This is a genomic window from Brevundimonas sp. (assembly GCF_041911375.1).
In the GTDB taxonomy this organism is placed as follows: Bacteria; Pseudomonadota; Alphaproteobacteria; order Caulobacterales; family Caulobacteraceae; genus Brevundimonas.
Genome location: NZ_JAYRPA010000070.1, coordinates 1 through 17,686, shown reverse-complemented (window position 1 = coordinate 17,686; position 17,686 = coordinate 1). Strand labels below are relative to the sequence as shown.

Below are 17,686 nucleotides of genomic sequence, written 5' to 3'. Positions count from 1 at the left end.
GCGGCGCCCGCCAGCACCGGCTCGGCCCAGGCTTCGGGCGCCAAGAACGAAACCCTGTCCCCGGCCGTCCAGCGCGTCGTCGCCGAGAACAACCTGGATCCGAAGTCGATCGCCGCGACCGGCCCCAAGGGCAACATCACCAAGGCCGACGCCATCGCCGCCATCGGCCAGTCGTCGGCGCCCGCCCCGGCCGCCGCGCCTTCGGCCCCGCGCGAAGTGGGTCCGCGCGAGGAGCGGGTGAAGATGACGCGCCTGCGTCAGACCATCGCCCGTCGCCTGAAGGAGTCGCAGAACACCGCCGCACAGCTGACCACCTTCAACGAGGTGGACATGACCAACGTCATGGCCCTGCGCACCCAGTACAAGGACACGTTCGAGAAGCGCCACGGCGTGAAGCTGGGCTTCATGTCCTTCTTCACCAAGGCCGTGGTGGCCGCCCTGCACGAGATCCCGGCCGTCAACGCCGAGATCGACGGCACGGACATCATCTACAAGAACCACTACGACATCGGCATCGCCGTCGGCACCGACAAGGGCCTGGTGGTGCCGGTGCTGCGTGACGCCGACACGCTGACCCTGGCCGGCATCGAGAAGGGCATCGCCGCCCTGGGCAAGGCCGCTCGCGACGGCGACCTGACGATGGACCAGCTGCAGGGCGGCACCTTCACCATCACCAACGGCGGCACCTATGGGTCGCTGATGTCCACGCCGATCCTGAATGCGCCGCAGTCGGGCATCCTGGGCATGCACAACATCGTCCAGCGCCCGATGGCCATCAACGGCGAGGTCAAGATCCGCCCGATGATGTACCTGGCCCTCAGCTACGACCACCGCATCGTCGACGGCAAGGAAGCCGTGACCTTCCTGGTCCGCGTCAAGGAACTGCTGGAGGATCCGCAGCGGGCCCTGCTGGACTTGTAAGGTCACATATCAACGATTGTGTCTTGAGGGCGGCGGTTCGCAGGGATCGCCGCCCTCATTCAATTTGCCCGATTACATCCACGTAATTTCGTGGCCATATTCTCGCCATGGAGTGGGCGGCGCGCGCGATCGGGGTCTTCTATGTGATGGGCGGGCTGATGCTTCTGTATCAGGCCTGGACCAACTGGCGCATACAGCGCGCCCTGCCCGGCTTCCTGTCCCCCAGCCTGGCGGAACAGGCGGCCGACATCGTCATCGCCCTGGGGGGGATTCTCGTGCTGGTGGCGGGCGCCACGCTCGCCCTGCTCAGCGCCTGGGCCGTCCTGGCGTTTCTGGCCGGCTGGGTCATCCAGGCGGCCTATCTGATCTGGGCAGCGCGCTGGATGCGACCGCGCGAGGCGGTCGCCGACAACGGCCGGCGCAGATCAGTGGACGCCTTCGCGGCCTATACGATGGCGACCGCCGCCGTCCTGTGCCTGCCGCTGCTGGGCGTACTGACCTGAAGGCCGATCAGGCCTGCATCATCCAGCCTTCGACGTCCATGGCCGCCTGACGGACGGCTTCCGAACGGGTCGGGTGGGCATGGCAGGTGCGGGCGATGTCTTCCGAGGCGCCGCCGAAGCTCATGGTGATGGCGGCCTCGTGGATCATCTCGCCGGCCTGCGGCCCCATGATGTGGACGCCCAGCACCTTGTCGGTGGCGGCGTCGGCCAGAACCTTCACGAAACCGTCGGTCTCGTGGTTGATCTTGGCGCGGCTGTTGGCGGTGAAGGGGAACTTGCCCTTCTTGTAGGCGACGCCGGCCGCCTTCAACTGATCCTCGGTCTGGCCGACCCAGGCCACCTCGGGGAAGGTGTAGACCACGCTGGGCACCAGGGCGTAGTCGACGTGGCCGTACTTGCCCGCGATGGTGTCGATGACGGCCACGGCGTCCTCTTCCGCCTTGTGGGCCAGCATCGGGCCGTGGGTCACGTCGCCGATCACCCAGACGCCGTCCGCGACCTTGAAGTGATCATGGTCGATGAAGCCGCGCTTGTCCGGCGTGACGCCGACAGTCTCCAGACCCAGACCCTCGGTGTAGGGACGACGGCCGATGGCGACCAGGACCACGTCGCCCTTGAGCGTTTCCGCCGCGCCGCCGGCCGAAGGCTCGACCGTCAGCTCGACCCCGTCCTTGACCGACTTCGCGCCCGTGACCTTGGAGCCCAGCTTGAACGTCATGCCCTGTTTGGTCAGGGTGCGCTGGAAGGCGGTGGCGACCTCGGTGTCCATGCCGGGCGTGATGCGGTCCAGGAATTCGACCACCGTCACCTCGGCGCCCAGACGACGCCAGACCGAACCCAGCTCCAGGCCGATGATGCCGGCGCCGATCACGATCAGCTTCTTCGGCACGGCCGGCAAAGACAGGGCGCCGGTGGAATCGATCACCTTGCCGTCCTCGAAGGCGACGCCCGGCAGCGGGGTGGGCTCCGAGCCGGTGGCGATGACGATGTTCTTCGCTTCCAGCGTCTGGACCGAGCCGTCGGCGGCGGTCACCTCGACCTTGCCCTTGCCCGTGATCCTGCCCTTGCCCTTGATCCATTCGGCCTTGTTCTTCTTGAACAGGAACTCGATCCCCTTAGTCAGGGCGGTGACGCTGTCGTCCTTGGCCTTGTGCATCTGGCCCAGGTTCAGCTTCGGCTGGACCTCGATGCCGATCTTGGCGAATTCGCCGTTGGCGGCGTCCCACAGCTCGGAGGCGTGCAGCAGGGCCTTCGACGGCATGCAGCCGACGTTCAGGCAGGTGCCGCCCAGGGTGGCGCGCATCTCGACGCAGGCGACCTTCAGCCCCAGCTGGCCCGCGCGGATCGCGGCGTTGTAGCCGCCGGGCCCTCCGCCGATGATGACGACGTCGTAGGGAGCAGCGGCTTCGGCCATGATATCCTCGATCGAACAGGCGCGTGGGAGACGCCCGAGACGTGCCGGGCGCGTTCTGGGCGGGCTTAGGCAGCCGACCCGCCGGGGTCAACCGTCAGGCTCCATATGGGGCGGCGAACGCGACCTTTGGAGGGGGTCTGCGTAAAAAACGAAAGGGCCGGACGTCGCCGTCCGGCCCTTCGCTTCACCCGGGCGACAGCCTCAGAAGGCGACGCGGGCCACGACCTGGAACCACGGACCGGACTTCTCCGTCTCGATCTCGTACTCGTCGTAGTCGCGATCGATCTGGTCCTCGATGGTGTTGAACTTGTCGAACACCTCGTCCTTGGACGAGTCCAGCAGGTTCGAACCGGTGAAGCGGATCACCACGTTCGAGGCGACCTGCTTCTCGACGAAGACCTCCAGGTCGCCGCCGTAGGAGGTGACGACCTCCTCGCCGACGATGCGGCTCGCCGCGTCGCCCTGCTTGCGATAGGTGGCGCCGAAGGCCGCGCCCCAGGTCGGGATGTCCTGGGTGAAGCCCACGTTGAAGACATAGTCCGACTGCGAGTTGAAGCGACGGTCGCCCAGGAAGTCCTCGACCGAGCTGTCCAGCCAGGAGTAGTTCAGGAACACGCCCGTGTGCTCCATGCCGATGAAGTCCAGCGGTGTCGACAGGTCGAACTCGACGCCCCAGACCTGGCCGTCGCCGACGTTCTCGGCGGTCAGGACGTAGGAGACCAGCTCCTCGGCCGCTTCCTCCGGCGTGGCGCCGTCGTCGATGGCGTCCTCGTAATCCTCCAGCGCCGTCTCGGAATAGGCGCCGGTGTTGGTCAGTTCGATCAGGTCGGTGATGTCGCGATAGAAGGCGTTGACGCCGATCACGCCGCGACGGCCCAGACGACGCTCGAAGCCCAGGTCCGCGCCCCAGGCCGTTTCCGGCTCAAGGTCGGGATTGCCGATGAAGTCGTTGTCGCCGTACTCGCCGCCCAGCACGGCCGGCGACAGGAAGTCGAAGTTCGGACGGCGCACCGTGCGGGCCACCGAGGCGGTGATCCGGTCGCTGTCCGACAGCCTGAGGCGCACGCTCGCGGACGGCAGCAGGACGCCATAGTCCTTGTCGTTGGTGCGGTCGTCGGCGTCCACCGTCTCGTCGGTGATCGAGAAGTCGGTCGTCTCGTAACGCAGGCCGGCTTCCCACTTGGCCGGACCGTTCTCGCCCGACAGCATGATGTAGGGGTCGATGCGGGTTTCCTCGGTCGTGTTGACCCCGCCGTCGACGGCCTCGAAGTCTTCGTATTCGCTGTCCAGCAGGGCGCGGAAGGCCGGCTCGTCCTCGACCTCGGCTTCGGCCGAGAAGACCGAGGTGTCGCGGTCCTTCTTCGAATACTGGACGCCGAACTCCACCTCCATGCCGCCGCTCAGCTCGATCTTGTGCTCGATCGCGGCCTGGATTTCCTCGTCCGTGACGTTGGTGCGGGTGCGTTCGCCCTCGATCACCTCGTCGCCGACGTCCAGTTCCTCTTCCTGCTCGAACTGCTCGTCGTCGATGGTGGCGTAGCCCAGCTTGAAGGTCGTTTTGCCGCCCAGCATCTCGCGCTCGTAGCGGCCGTTGACCGACCAGTTGTCCGTCAGGATGTCGAGCGGGTTCTCGTTGATCTTGGCGACGTCGTCGATGTCGCCCTCGTCGTATTCGATCGAGCTTTCGTCCTGGACGCGATCGGTGCGGACGAAGACGCCGCTCAGCTCCAGGTTTCCGCCGGCGACCGGCATTTCATACGACAGGTTGGCGGAATAGTCGGTGCCGTCGCGCGTGTCGGTCTGGGCCTCGGTGTCGGTCAGCTCTCCGCCCGGCTCCTCATAGCGTTCCGAGAACTTCTGCTTGGGATTGCGGCGGTCCTGGATGTTGCCGCCGATCAGCAGGCGGCCCGGGCCGACCTGGCCGCCCCAGACGGCGCCGTAGGTGCCGCCCCATTCGCCGTACGGGCTGTCTTCCCACTTCAGCGCGCCCAGGCGGACATAGCCGCCGTCCAGCGACATGGCGTCACGCAGCACGATGTTGATGGCGCCGGCGACCGCGTCGCCCGAGCGGTTGGCCGAAGACGAGCGGACGACCTCGACCCGCTCGATCAGTTCGGCGGGGATGCGGTCGACGAAGAAGGAGCGGTCCAGGTTCGCGCCGGGAACGCGCTCGCCGTTGATCAGGATCTGGGTATAGGCCGAATCCAGGCCGCGGATGCGGACGCCGTCGGATTCCAGAACGTCGGACAGGAAGGTCACCGAGGGCACGCGCTTGAGGGCGTCGCCGGCGGTCAGCGGCTCGAAGCGCTGGAAATAGTCCAGGTCGTAGGACAGGGTCGGCACGACGTCGTCGGTGCGATTGCGCATGGCCGGCTCGCCGGTGACGATCACCTCCTCCAGCGAGGTGACCGGGGCCGTGTCCGCGGGCTGAGCAGCGACGGCGTCAGCGGCGACGTCGGCGGCGAAGGCCGGAAGCGCCAGAGCCAGAGGGGCCAGGGCGGCGCCCATCAGCAGATTGATCTTCATGTTCGATGATCCCCGAAGGCCAGCGATATTTCGCCTCGGCCGATGGGCGGCCCGCTTAGCTTGCGCCGGTGTCTCGGAAGCGACGGTTCGACGACACGGAGATCGAGAATTTTCGACGCCCGGGCGACGATTGGTCCGGCGCCTGAGCGATCGTCACCGAACCGCGCTCAAATCGTCATGCGCGCGCCGTTGACCTGGGGTCGTGGCGCCATGATCAGGGCGCCGACGTTTTCAGACGCAGGGGACCCTGATGCCGACGTTCCGTTCCGCCGCCCGCCTGGCCGCCGCTGCTTCCATGATGGCCCTGCTGGCGGCGTGCGCGACCTACGAGGTCGACTTCCAGGGCGAAGGCGAAGGCTTCGTCGGCGAAGGCGCGCCGGTCATGGCGGTGCTGGAGACGCCGTCGGTCGGCACCGTGGGCGACGACGCGGCCGACGATCCGGCCGTCTGGGCGTCGGCGAGCCCCGTGACCGTCATGGGCCAGTCGACGCCGGGCTTCGTCGCCGGCACGGACAAGAAGTCGGGTCTCTACATCTACGGCTTCGATGGCCGGATCCTGCAGTTCATGCCCGAGGGCCTGCTGAACAACGTCGACCTGGTCCAGGGCCTGACGGTCGGCGGCAAGCCCCAACTGGTCCTGGGCGCCAGCGACCGGACGCCGGGCAAGACGGGGGTGGCGCTTTATCTGTTCGACCCGGCCGGGACCGGCGACAACGGCGTGCGCTACTGGGGCTCCATCAAGACCGACGTGATCGAACCCTACGGCTTCTGCTTCGGCAAGCGCGGCGACGAGATCCACGCCGTGCTGGTCGGCCACGAAGGCGAACTGCGCCAGTTCGTCCTGACCGCCGACGCGGCCGGAGCGCCCGTCGCGCGCGAGGTGCGCCGCGCCGAGATCGGCACCATCTCCGAAGGCTGCGCCGTCGATGAGGCGACGAACGCCCTCTACATCGCCGAGGAGAACGTCGGCGTCTGGCGCTATGGCCTGGACCCGGCGTCGGGCGCGGCGCGCACCCTGGTCCAGCCGATCGCCCCCGGCGTGCTGGTCGCCGACGCCGAAGGCCTGACCACGATCACGGACGGGGACAGACGCTATCTGATCGGCTCCAGCCAGGGCGACTCGACCTTCCCCGTCTGGCGCATCGACGGCGCGGCGCCCGAATACAAGGGTCGGTTCGTGGTCGTGGACGGCGTGGTGGACGGGGTGACCGGCACCGACGGCCTGGCGGCGGCCAGCGGCCAGGTGGGGCCGTTCCCGGCGGGTCTGGTGGTCGTTCAGGACGACGTCAACGACACCGGCACCCAGAACTTCAAATACGTCGACTGGCGCGACATCCGCGCCGCCCTGGGGCTCTAGGCCCTACTGGTCCTCGTCGAACTTTCGACCGACCAGGTCGGTCAGGGCCTCGATCGCCTCGGGCGCATCGGGGCCCTCGGCGCTGACCTCGATGTCGCAGCCGATGCCGGCGCCCAGCATCAGCAGCCCCATGATCGAGCGCGCGTCCACGGTCACGCCGTCCCGCGTCACCTTGATGTCGCTCTCGAAGCTTGAGGCCAGCTTGACGAACTTGGCCGAGGCGCGGGCGTGCAGTCCCCGCGCGTTGCAGATGTTCAGCGTGGCCGTCTCGGTCATTTCTCGCCCGCGAGCACCCACGAAGCCACCGAGATGTATTTCCGTCCCGCGTCCTGGGCGTGGGCGACGCAGGCCTCCAGCGTCTCGCGGCCGCGCACACTGGCCAGCTTGATCAGCATGGGCAGGTTCAGGCCGGCGATGACCTCGGCGTGGGTCTGCTCCATCACCGAAATGGCCAGGTTGGACGGCGTGCCGCCGAACATGTCGGTCAGCAGAATGACGCCTTCGCCGTCGTCGACGGCGGCGGCGGCGTCGACGATGTCGCGGCGGCGGCGCTCCATGTCGTCTTCCGGCCCGATGCAGATGGCCGCGACCCCGCGCTGCGGGCCGACCACGTGCTCCATCGCCGAAAGGAACTCAGAGGCCAGCCCCCCGTGGGTGACGATGACCAGACCGATCATAAGGACTTCACTCGCATCCCCGTCCCGAAGCGTCGTCCCCGGACGTTCCCCCGACCGGATGGGAGCCCGGCCGCGTCCGATCGGAACCGCAAGGCGGCTGTCATAGACCCGTTGCGCGCCGGTTCAAACCCTTTCGAGCGCCGCTGCGACCATCTCGACCGCCGAGGCCGGCCGCGGATCCAGCGCCAGCAGGGGCACCTCCACCCCCGCGAAACGCCGGAACTGCGGCTCCGGAAGGCGGTCGACGGCTTCCGGGACAAGCGTGACGGCCAGGGCCACGCGCGCGATCGGCCGTGTCGCTGCGGACACGATTCCCACCCCCCGCGCCTCGATCCGGCCGGCGATCCGGTCGGGCGCCGTGGCGTAGACGGCCCCGCCCGAGGCCCACATCAGGGTGTAGTCGTCGCTGATCAGCCGCCAGCCGCGCCCCATCAGGCGCAGCGCCAGGTCGCTCTTGCCCGCGCCCGACGGCCCCAGCACCGCGACCGCCAGCCATTCGCCGCGCCGACGGACGGCCACCGTCGAGGCGTGGACGGGCGGCGGCGGGGTCACCCCCGCCGTCCGCCGGCGGCCGGCAGAGCGATCTCGAACCGGGCGCCCGCGACCTGGCCGTCGTCGCCCAGGCGGTTCTCGGCCCAGACCCGGCCGCCGTGGGCTTCCACGATCTGGCGCACGATCGACAGGCCCAGGCCCGAGTTGGAGCCGAAGGCCGCCCCCTTGGGCCGGGAGGTGTAGAATCGCTCGAACACCGTCTCCAGATTGTCGGGCGGTATGCCGGGGCCGACGTCTTCGACCCGGATGCGGACGGGCAGATCGTCCTCGACCTCCAGCAGGGCGACGGTCACCGCGCCGCCGGCCGGACTGAACGAGCGCGCGTTGTCGATCAGGTTGCGAACGACCTGGCCCAGCGGGCCGTCGCGGCCCTGGACGCGCACCGGCGCATCGGGCGCGGCGAAACGCACCGGGACGTCGCCGGGCTTGGCGGTCGTCTCGTAGATGCCGACGATGTCGGCCACCAGCCGGCCCAGATCGACGGAACGCGGCCGGTCGCGCGACAGCTCCGCATCCAGCCGCGAGGCGTTGGAGATGTCGGTGATCAGTCGATCCAGTCGGCGCACGTCCTGTTGCAGCAGGGCGGTCAGCCGTTCGCGCTGGGCGTCGGTCTTGACCAGCGGCAGGGTCTCCAGCGCCGAGCGGATCGAGGTCAGGGGATTCTTGATCTCGTGCGACACGTCGGCGGCGAAGCGCTCGATGGCGTCCATGCGCGTGGACAGGGTGTCGGTCATGGATTCCAGGGACCGCGCCAGGTCGCCGATCTCGTCGCGGCGCTCCTCCAGATCGGGCAATGAGATGGCGCGCGCGCGCTGCAGCTTGACCTGATCCGCGGCCGCCGACAGGCGCAGGATCGGCCGGGCCACGAACAGATGCAGCAGAAGCGACGCCAGAAGATTGACGCCCAGCGCCACCAGGGCGAACGGCACCAGGGCGCGGCGTTGCGCGCCCAGGATTTCGTCGACATTGCCCGCTTCCAGCGTCAGCGCGCCCAGGACCTGGCTGACATGGCGCACGGGGATGGTCACTGACACGACCCGGTCGCCCGTTTCGTCCCGACGCACGGTGACCAGAGAGCGACCCTCCAGCGCCGCGTTCACTTCGGCGGCGACCTCCGCCTCGGCCTGGGTCGCGTTGCGCTCGGCGCGCGCCTTGGCGCGGGAGTCGTCCGGGACAGGCGCGCCGGCGGGACGCGCGGGCGCCAGCGGTTCGCCGCCGATCGCCTCCGTCACCTGATAGCTGTCGACCACCAGAATGCCGTTGCTGTCGTAAAGCCGCACCCGCTGGCCGGCTGGAATGAACCGATCCGACAGCCAGATCGACGCGCGCTGCAGATCCAGTTCAGGCGTCGGTTCGCCGCGCGTGACCCCCTCCTCGCGCAGGACGTTGGCCAGAAGCTCGGCCTGGACGGTCAGGGACTCCTGGCGCGCATCGACCAGCCCGCGCGTCCACTCGTTCAGCGCCAGCGCCCCGCCGAACAGGATCAGCAGGCTGAGAAGATTGAGCGCCAGGATGAAGCCGCCCAGCCGCGAGCCGCCGAAGCGGAACGGCCGCCGGCGGGAAGACGTCTCGTCCTCGGGCTCGCGCCCGGGGGGGTCAGCTCTCGCGGTAGCGGTAGCCGACGCCATACAGGGTCTCGATCGCGTCGAACTCCGGATCCACGACGCGGAACTTCTTGCGCATCCGCTTCACGTGGCTGTCGATGGTGCGGTCGTCGACATAGACCTGGTCGTCGTAAGCGGCGTCCATCAGGTTGTCGCGGCTCTTCACGAAGCCGGGGCGCTGGGCCAGGGCCTGCAACAGCAGGAATTCGGTGACCGTCAGCTTGACCGCCTTGCCGTCCCAGGTGCTCTCGTGACGGGCCGGGTCCATGGTCAGCTTGCCGCGCTTGATCGCCTTGCCCGAGACTTCGGCCGAAGGCTCGGCCTCGCCGCCGTCGGCGCCGGTGCGGCGCAGCAGCGCCTTGACCCGCTCGATCAGCAGACGCTGGCTGAAAGGCTGGTGGATGTAGTCGTCGGCGCCGAGGTTGAAGCCGAGGATCTCGTCGATCTCCTCGTCCTTGGACGTCAGCATGATGACCGGGATCTGCGAGGTCTGGCGCAGGCGGCGCAGCACCTCCATCCCGTCCATGCGGGGCATCTTCACGTCCAGGATCGCAAGGTCCGGCGGCTCGCTCTCCAGCGCAGCCAGGCCGGCGGCTCCGTCGTGATAGGCCGTGATCTTGTGTCCGTGGCTTTCCAGGGCCAGCGAGACGGAGGCCACGATGTTCTCGTCGTCATCGACCAGGGTGATGTTCGCCAAGGGCCTTCTCTCCTGAACTTTCCCGTTCCCGCAAGCGTGAACGCACGGCAAGCGTAACCGTTCGATCGCGTTGACATTAGGGCCATGAGAGATGGGCCGCCACTCTCCCTTTTTCAACGTTCAAGGCGGCTTTCGCCCTTTGGCCGCCCGAATTTCGCCCGCGCAAACCTCGCCTTAAAGCCTTGTCGCCAGTCTGGGGGCATGGCCGGCCCGATCCATTACGAAGTCTATGTCCGAAAGACCGCGCCCTCGGCGTGGTCGCTGCTCATCGCGACCGAGAGCCGCAAACACGCCATCGAGACGGCCGAGGACCAGATGGCCGACCGGCTGGCGGCGGCCGTTCGCGTCTGCAAGGAGACGATGGACCCCGACACCATGGCGTTCAGCAGCCTGACCATCCTGGAGTTGGGCGCGCCCGAGCCGAAGAAGAAGAAGGCGGTGGAGACCGCGCCCCGCCCGGCCTGCGGCAGCCCCGCGGAGCTGTATTCCCCCCACGCCCGCGTCCTGGTCGGCCGGGTGCTGGAGGAATGGCTGCGGCGCCAGGGCGTGACCGCCTTCGAACTGCTTCACCGACCCGATCTGGCCGAACGCCTGGAAGCCTCCGGCATCGAGTTGCAGCACGCCATCCAGAAGGTCGCCGTGCCCGAAAGCCAGGCGACCGGCCAGGATCTGCACGGCATGATGCGCCACTACCAGCGGCTGGCCGAGGCGACGATCGCCCGCCTGCTCAAGGCCGGGCGGGCCGGACAGTTTCCGGACCTGTCGGAACGCTCCGTCGCCGATCTGGCGCATCGGCTGGGCGGAACGCCGGATCGCGCCTTCATCATGGGCGGAGCCGTCGCCGGCGCGCTTCGCGACGCGCGCGGGGCGCGCGAGCGGCTGGACCTGCTGATGGACCTGATCGACGCGGCGCCGGCCGAGGGTCCGCCCCGCGCCCTGGTCGTGGTCGCCGTCGAACAGATCGCCGCCGAAATGCTGGCCGTCCGCTCCGCCCTGGCCGACATCCTCGGCCCGGCGTTGGACCAGGGGGCCAATCTGGCGGCCGTCGTACGCATGGTGGCGCCGCGTGAGGTCGACGCCCTGCTGGCCCGCGACCCGCGCATGGCGCTGATGACGCCCGCCATCGAGGGACCGGCCGCGCGCCTGGCCCAGCGCCTGTCGGCGGGCGAATTCCCGCTGCTGGCCGCGGCCCTGGCCCGGATGGTGCTGCGCGAGCTGTCCAGTTCGCGCCGCCTGCGGCCCAATGACCCCGAGGGCGAAATCGACATCCTGCGCGTCCTGGCCATGACCCTGACGGCCGCCTCAAGCCGGCTGCTGTCGCTGGACGAGGTCCAGACCGCCTTCGTCGACCGCTCCAAGGCGCTGGTCACGGCGGACTTCGTCGCCGCCTACGTCAAGAACTGCGAGACTGTGCTAGCCGAGGCGGAGCACCTGACGCGCCTGTGCGAGAACGTGACCGGCGGCGCCAACAAGCGGGCGGCGGCGCGCTGGCTGTCGGCCTGCGTCACCTCGCTGCGCTTCGAGACCGAGATGCGTCAGGCGACGCCCGCCGGCCCCAGTCCCTCCCAGAAGCTGGCGGCGCTGGCCCGGCTTCAGCGCTCGGTGCGCGCCGCCCAGCTGGGCGAACTGGAGCAGCGCCAGATCATCGAGGCCGTCGGCGCCGTCGGCGGCGCGCTGGAGGCCGACGTGGGCCTCAGCGCCCAGATTGCGCGGGCGTCGGTCGGCCCGATCCAGAAGCTGAACGCCCTGCTGCGACTGGCCGTCGGCGAGGCCGCGCCCCTTGGCCCGGCGGCGAACCGCGCCAGGTCGGAGGCGGTCAAGCTGCTGCGGACGCCGGAGACCCGCGCCGCCCTGGACGCCGCGCCGAACGAGGTCGCGGCCCTGAAAGGGCTGATGCAGTCCGCCGGCGTCGCGGCCTGAACCGCGTCAGTCGAAGATGTCGAAGATGCTGTCGCGCTTCTTCTTTTTGTAGCGGTAGTCGTCGTCGCGGTAGCGATCGTCCTTGTACCGGCGGTCGTCGCGATACGGCTGGGCGCCCCAGGGTTGGGGCTGAGGCGGCGGCGCATAGGCCTGGGGCTGAGCCTGCGGTGCCGGCGCCGACGCGCGGCCTTCCTCGGTGGCCGTGGCCATCAGCTTCTCGAGTTCGCCGCGGTCCAGCCAGACGCCCCGGCAGGTCGGGCACATGTCGAACTGGACGCCGCCGCGCTCCAGCGTCTGCATCGCGGCGTTGTCGTTGGGGCACATCAGAAGAGGCATCGGGCGTCCTTGAGAAAAAGGGGTGGGGGCGCCGACGCGGTCCCTTAGGGGAAGGACAGGCGCTTGGCCCGACCGCGTGCAGCGTCCCCAGCGGTCCGACATCGCGTCGCGTCCGGTTCGGAAGAGGGAAGGTGTTCCTAGCCGGCGCGACGCCAGAGGGGCCCGTCCCGCAAACTCCAAGCTAGGCGCCCCCCGCCCCGCGCGCCATGCGTCGCGGCGCCACAGGACCTTGGTCGATCCCGCCGGTCAGCACGCCTGGCCGGCGGCCCAGCCCGACGACCACGCCCACTGGAAGTTATAGCCGCCCAGCCAGCCGGTCACGTCGACCGCCTCGCCGATGAAATACAGACCCGGCGCCGACTTCGCGGCCAAGGTCTGCTGGTCCAGAGCGGCGGTGTCGACCCCGCCCAGGGTCACCTCGGCCGTGCGATAGCCTTCCGAGCCGACGGGCTTGACCGTCCAGCCGTTGACCGCCTGGTCCAGCCTGCGGAGCGCCTTGTCCGACACGTCGGCCAGATTGCCGGCGACGCCCTCGCGTTCGCACAGGCTTTCGGCCAGTCGGCGCGGCACGATGTGGCCCAGCGCGGTGTGGATCGCCTGGCGCCCGTTGTCGGTGCGGGCCCGCTTCAGCTCCTCGAACACGTCGCGCCCCGGCGCCATCGCCGCCACGATCGCCTCGCCCTCGCGCCAGTAGGAGCTGATCTGGAGGATCGCCGGTCCGCTGAGGCCCCTGTGGGTGAACAGCATCGCCTCGTTGAACGCGGCCTTTCGCGTCTTCTCGCCGGGCGCGGACGCGACCCGGGCGTCCACCGCCAGCCCCGCCAGCGGCGTCAGCGTCTCCAGCAGCCCCGCCTCGAACGTCAGGGGGACCAGGGCCGGGCGGGTGTCGGTGACGCGCAGGCCGAACTGGCGCGCCGTCTCATAGGCCCAGCCCGTCGCGCCCATCTTGGGGATCGACTTGCCCCCGGTGGCCACGACCACGGAGGCGGTCCGGACCTCCGATCCGTCCGAAAGGCCGGCCGTCCAGCCGTGGCCGGAGCGCGCCAGGCGATCCACGCCGGTCTTCATCCTGAGGGTCGCGCCCGCCTCCGCCATGTCATCGACCAACATGCGGACGATCTGTTTGGCGCTGTCGTCGCAGAACAGCTGGCCCAGCGTCTTCTCGTGCCAGGCGATTCCGGCCCGGTCCACGCGCTTGACGAAGTCATGCTGGGTGAAGCGGCGCAGAGCCGAGGTGGCGAACCGCGGGTTCTCGCCCAGGAAGTTCGCCGGTCCGCAGCCCAGATTGGTGAAGTTGCAGCGCCCGCCGCCGGAGATGCGGATCTTCTCGCCGGGATTGGCCGCGTGATCGACGACCAGCACCCGACGGCCGCGCCGCCCCGCCTCGACGGCGCACATCATGCCGGCGGCGCCGGCCCCGACCACCAGGACGTCGACCGACGCCCGGCTCACGAGACCGGCTCCGGATGGGGCGTCCTAGTAGCGGTAGTGCGCGGGCTTGAACGGCCCGTCGACCGGCACGGAGATGTAATCGGCCTGTTCCTTGTTCAGCACGGTCAGCTTGGCGCCCAGCTTGCCCAGGTGCAGGGCCGCGACCTTCTCGTCGAGGTGCTTGGGCAGGGTGTAGACCTTGGTCTCATAGGCCGACTTGTTGGTCCAGAGCTCGATCTGCGCCAGGGTCTGGTTGGTGAACGAAGCCGACATCACGAAGGACGGGTGGCCCGTAGCGTTGCCCAGGTTCACCAGGCGGCCTTCGGACAGCAGGATGATCTTGTTGCCGCCCGGGAACTCGATGTGGTGGACCTGCGGCTTGATCTCGTCCCACTTGAAGTTCTTCAGGCCGGCGACCTGAATTTCCGAGTCGAAGTGGCCGATGTTGCAGACGATGGCGTTGTTGCGCATCCGGCGCATGTGATCGACGGTGATCACGTCCTTGTTGCCGGTGGCGGTCACGAAGATGTCGGCCTTGTCGGCTACGTCGTCCAGGGTCTGGACGTCATAGCCTTCCATCGCCGCCTGCAGGGCGCAGATCGGATCGATCTCGGTGACGATCACGCGGGCGCCGCCCTGACGCAGCGAGGCGGCCGAGCCCTTGCCCACGTCGCCGTAGCCGCAGACCACCGCCACCTTGCCCGACAGCATCACGTCGGTGCCGCGACGGATGGCGTCGACCAGGGATTCACGGCAGCCGTACAGGTTGTCGAACTTGGACTTGGTGACGCTGTCGTTGACGTTGATGGCCGGGAACGGCAGCTCGCCGCGTTCCGACATCTGGTACAGGCGGTGGACGCCCGTGGTGGTTTCTTCCGACACGCCGCCGATGGCGTCGCGGATCGCCGAATAGAAGCCGGGCTTCTCCTTCAGGTACCGCTTCATGACCTTGTAGAGGGCTTCCTCTTCCTCATTGGTCGGCTTGTCGAGGACCGAGGGATCCTTCTCGGCCTTGGGGCCCAGCACGCACAGCAGGGTGGCGTCGCCGCCGTCGTCCAGGATCAGGTTCGGATAGCCGCCGTCGGCCCATTCGAAGATTTTGTGGGCGTAGTCCCAGTACTCCTCCAGCGTCTCGCCCTTGACGGCGAAGACCGGGGTGCCGGCGGCGGCGATGGCGGCGGCGGCGTGGTCCTGGGTCGAGAAGATGTTGCACGAGGCCCAGCGCACTTCGGCGCCCAGGGCTTCCAGCGTCTGGATCAGCACCGCCGTCTGGATGGTCATGTGCAGGCTGCCGGCGATGCGGGCGCCCTTCAGCGGCTGCTCGGCGCCGAACTCGTCGCGCAGGGCCATCAGGCCCGGCATCTCGGTCTCGGCGATGGCGATTTCCTTCTTGCCCCAGTCGGCCAGGGAGATGTCGCGGATGATGTAGTCGGTCATGGTTCAGCTCCTGGCCGATGGATCGGATTGCGGGCCTCATACCCCGGCCGTCGCCCGGGGGCAACAAACCCATAAGGATGTCCTTATATGGTCGACGGCTAACCCGACCTTAAGGCCGGTCGTGCTTGGTGGCGGGCCATGGATCGTCGCGCCCTCCTCGGCCTCGCCGCCGTCGCCCTTTCGACCCCCGCCAAGGCCTCGGCGCCCGGCGGGGACTCCGCGGCGTCGGCAGAGAGCTATTTCCGCCTGCCGATCGTCACGGCCAGCCTGATCTACGGCAACGGCCGGCGCGGCGTGCTGTCGATCGAAACCGGCCTGGACGTGCCGGACGCCGCGCTGCGGGCCCGCGCCCAGCAGTCCGCGCCGCGCGTGCGCGCCGCCTTCAACGCGGCCGCCCAGCAGTTCGCCAACGGCCTGCGCCCCGGCATGGCGCCCAACATCGACCAGTTGTCGGCCGCCCTGCAGACCGCCGCCAACACCGCCCTGGGCCGCCCCGGCGCGCGCGTCCTGCTGGGAACCGTGATGGCCGTCTAGAGGAAGGAATAGGGATCGACGTCGACCGTCAGACGCACCGACCCCGGCGCCTTCACCCGCTTCAGCCAGGCGCGCAGGAAGCCCTGGATGTCCACATCGCGGTCGGCCCGCACCAGCAGCCGCTTGCGCCGTCGTCCGCGCACCAGCGCCAGGGGCGCGTCGGCGGGACCATAGACCTCCAGACGCTCGGCGTTGGGGATGGCCTGCGCCAGGTCGTTGGCGACCTTCTCCACCGCCGCCGCGTTTTCGCTGGACAGGATGATCGCCGCCAGACGGCCGTAGGGCGGCAGGGCGGCGATCTCGCGCTCGGCCATCTCGGCCTCCACGAAGGCGTCGCGGTCGCCAGCCGCCAGCGCCTGCAGCACGGGATGCTCGGGCGTCCAGGTCTGCAGCAGGGCGCGTCCCGGCTTGTCGGCGCGGCCCGCCCGGCCGGTGGCCTGGGCCAGCAGCTGATAGGTGCGCTCGGCCGCGCGGAGGTCGCCGCCGCGCAGGCCCAGGTCCGCATCCACCACCCCGACCAGCGTCAGGCCGGGGAAGTTGTGGCCCTTCGCCGCCGCCTGGGTCGCGACCAGGATGTCGATGTCGCCCTCCGTCATGCTCTGGATCAGGGCGTGGGCGGACTTGCCGTCCGGCACGGTGTCGGAGCTGAAGACGGCGACGCGCGCCTGCGGGAACAGCTGGCGCACCTCTTCCTCGACCCGTTCGACGCCGGGACCGACCGAAACCAGACTGTCCTCGGCCCCGCACGACGGGCAAAACTTCGGCCGCGGCATGGAGAAGCCGGTCAGATGGCAGACCAGCCGGCCGGTGTAGCGATGCTCGACCAGCCAGCTGTCGGTGTCCGGCGCCGTCAGCCGATGCCCGCAGGCGCGGCACAGCACCACGGGGGCGTAGCCGCGCCGGTTCAGGAACAGCAGCACCTGCTCCTGGCGGCCCAGCGTCTCGCCGATGGCCTCGCGCAGCGGCTGGGACAGCCAGGTCTGGGGGTCGGGCGGGTTCTGGCGCAGGTCCAGCAGCCCGATTTCGGGCAGCACCGCCGCCCCGTGCCGCGCCCGCAGCTTCAGCCAGCCGTAACGGCCCTGGCGCGCGTTCCACAGCGTCTCCAGCGACGGGGTCGCCGAGGCCAGGACCACAGCCGCGCTCTCGATCCGCGCACGAGCCACCGCCAGGTCGCGACCGTGATAGACCAGCCCGTCCTCCTGTTTGAACGAACTGTCGTGCTCCTCGTCCACCACGATCAGGCGCAGGCCGGCAAAGGGCAGGAACAGGGCCGAACGCGCGCCGACCACGATGTTGCAGCGCCCGGCGACGACCGCCTCCCACACCTGCCGACGGCGCGGCGGAGCGACGCCGGAATGCCATTCCGCAGGCGCCGCGCCGAACCGGGCCGTGATCCGTTCGATCAGGGCCTGGGTCAGGGCGATCTCGGGCAGCAGGATCAGGATCTGCGCCGTCGGGTCCTGCTTCAGCGTCGCCGCCACGGCTTCCAGATAGGCTTCGGTCTTGCCGGAGCCCGTGACCCCGTCCAGCAGGAAGGGGCGGAAGGCCCGTTCCGCCACGCCCGCAGCGATCGCCCGGGCGGCTGCGGCCTGGTCCGGGTTCAGGGTGGAGGGCGCATGATCGGGGTCCGGCGCGTCAAAGGCCGCCTCCGCCGCCGTCTCGAACACCTCCAGCACGCCTTCGTCGATCAGGCCCTTGACCACGCCCGATGAGACGCCCGCGGCGCGCGCCAGATCGGCGCCCGTCGCCGCGCCCGCGCCCAGCGCCTCCAGCACCG

Annotated in this window: 16 protein-coding genes; 5 read left to right on the top strand and 11 right to left on the bottom strand. The window is 69.3% G+C overall.

What is annotated here, in order from left to right:
• Both odhB and ACE3PU_RS12145 read left to right on the top strand, forming a co-directional pair.
• Positions 1 to 921: 2-oxoglutarate dehydrogenase complex dihydrolipoyllysine-residue succinyltransferase (odhB, locus tag ACE3PU_RS12150; RefSeq protein ID WP_374390120.1), on the top strand; the 921-nt coding region annotated here is incomplete at its 5' end.
• 107 nt (positions 922 to 1,028) lie between these two features.
• A complete protein-coding gene (locus tag ACE3PU_RS12145) occupies positions 1,029 to 1,424 on the top strand; it encodes a hypothetical protein (protein ID WP_374390118.1) in 396 nt (131 codons plus the stop codon).
• 7 nt (positions 1,425 to 1,431) lie between these two features.
• Here ACE3PU_RS12145 and lpdA read toward each other — a convergent pair whose 3' ends face one another.
• Positions 1,432 to 2,838 (bottom strand): dihydrolipoyl dehydrogenase, encoded by a 1,407-nt coding sequence (gene lpdA, locus ACE3PU_RS12140; RefSeq protein ID WP_374390116.1) that lies wholly within the window; start codon positions 2,836 to 2,838, stop codon positions 1,432 to 1,434.
• Between the two features lie 201 nt (positions 2,839 to 3,039).
• Entirely contained in the window at positions 3,040 to 5,364 is a 2,325-nt protein-coding gene (locus tag ACE3PU_RS12135; protein ID WP_374390114.1) for a TonB-dependent receptor plug domain-containing protein, read from the bottom strand.
• A gap of 250 nt (positions 5,365 to 5,614) precedes the next feature.
• Here ACE3PU_RS12135 and ACE3PU_RS12130 point away from each other — a divergent pair, with 250 nt between their 5' ends.
• Entirely contained in the window at positions 5,615 to 6,721 is a 1,107-nt protein-coding gene (locus ACE3PU_RS12130; protein WP_374390112.1) for a phytase, read from the top strand.
• Between the two features lie 3 nt (positions 6,722 to 6,724).
• Here the strand turns inward: ACE3PU_RS12130 and ACE3PU_RS12125 are convergent, their stop codons facing one another.
• The 5 genes from ACE3PU_RS12125 to ACE3PU_RS12105 all read right to left on the bottom strand — a co-directional run bounded on the left by ACE3PU_RS12125 (position 6,725) and on the right by ACE3PU_RS12105 (position 10,251).
• A complete protein-coding gene (locus ACE3PU_RS12125; protein ID WP_374390110.1) occupies positions 6,725 to 6,997 on the bottom strand; it encodes an HPr family phosphocarrier protein in 273 nt (90 codons plus the stop codon).
• On the bottom strand, positions 6,994 to 7,398 hold the full coding sequence (locus tag ACE3PU_RS12120) for a PTS sugar transporter subunit IIA (protein WP_374390108.1): 405 nt from the start codon (positions 7,396 to 7,398) through the stop codon (positions 6,994 to 6,996). The genes ACE3PU_RS12125 and ACE3PU_RS12120 overlap by 4 nt, the downstream gene beginning before the upstream one ends.
• Positions 7,399 to 7,521: 123 nt before the next feature.
• Complete coding sequence (locus ACE3PU_RS12115; RefSeq protein ID WP_374390106.1) at positions 7,522 to 7,950, bottom strand: HPr kinase/phosphorylase; 429 nt, start codon at positions 7,948 to 7,950, stop codon at positions 7,522 to 7,524.
• Positions 7,947 to 9,578, bottom strand: a complete 1,632-nt coding sequence (locus tag ACE3PU_RS12110; protein ID WP_374390104.1) for an ATP-binding protein — start codon at positions 9,576 to 9,578, stop codon at positions 7,947 to 7,949. The genes ACE3PU_RS12115 and ACE3PU_RS12110 overlap by 4 nt, the downstream gene beginning before the upstream one ends.
• Positions 9,547 to 10,251 (bottom strand): response regulator transcription factor, encoded by a 705-nt coding sequence (locus ACE3PU_RS12105; RefSeq protein ID WP_374390102.1) that lies wholly within the window; start codon positions 10,249 to 10,251, stop codon positions 9,547 to 9,549. The genes ACE3PU_RS12110 and ACE3PU_RS12105 overlap by 32 nt, the downstream gene beginning before the upstream one ends.
• A gap of 201 nt (positions 10,252 to 10,452) precedes the next feature.
• Between ACE3PU_RS12105 and ACE3PU_RS12100 the strand changes: the two genes are divergently transcribed.
• On the top strand, positions 10,453 to 12,171 hold the full coding sequence (locus ACE3PU_RS12100) for a hypothetical protein (RefSeq protein ID WP_374390100.1): 1,719 nt from the start codon (positions 10,453 to 10,455) through the stop codon (positions 12,169 to 12,171).
• A gap of 6 nt (positions 12,172 to 12,177) precedes the next feature.
• Here ACE3PU_RS12100 and ACE3PU_RS12095 read toward each other — a convergent pair whose 3' ends face one another.
• The 3 genes from ACE3PU_RS12095 to ahcY form a co-directional block, all read right to left on the bottom strand.
• Positions 12,178 to 12,507 (bottom strand): zf-TFIIB domain-containing protein, encoded by a 330-nt coding sequence (locus ACE3PU_RS12095; protein ID WP_374390098.1) that lies wholly within the window; start codon positions 12,505 to 12,507, stop codon positions 12,178 to 12,180.
• Positions 12,508 to 12,753: 246 nt separating this feature from the next.
• Entirely contained in the window at positions 12,754 to 13,959 is a 1,206-nt protein-coding gene (locus ACE3PU_RS12090; RefSeq protein WP_374390096.1) for an NAD(P)/FAD-dependent oxidoreductase, read from the bottom strand.
• Positions 13,960 to 13,983: 24 nt separating this feature from the next.
• The gene (gene ahcY / locus ACE3PU_RS12085; RefSeq protein WP_374390094.1) at positions 13,984 to 15,375 is read right to left on the bottom strand and encodes an adenosylhomocysteinase; all 1,392 of its coding nucleotides are present in this window, start codon (positions 15,373 to 15,375) and stop codon (positions 13,984 to 13,986) included.
• A 138-nt stretch (positions 15,376 to 15,513) separates the two neighbouring features.
• On the opposite strand from ahcY, the gene ACE3PU_RS12080 reads away from it, so the two are divergent.
• Positions 15,514 to 15,909, top strand: coding sequence for a Tat pathway signal protein (locus ACE3PU_RS12080; RefSeq protein ID WP_374390092.1), 396 nt, complete (start codon positions 15,514 to 15,516; stop codon positions 15,907 to 15,909).
• On the opposite strand, the gene ACE3PU_RS12075 is transcribed toward ACE3PU_RS12080, so the two are convergent.
• Positions 15,906 to 17,686, bottom strand: a 1,781-nt coding sequence (locus ACE3PU_RS12075; RefSeq protein WP_374390090.1) for a primosomal protein N', incomplete at its 5' end; no start/stop codon positions are given. The two genes, ACE3PU_RS12080 and ACE3PU_RS12075, sit on opposite strands and share 4 nt — an antisense overlap.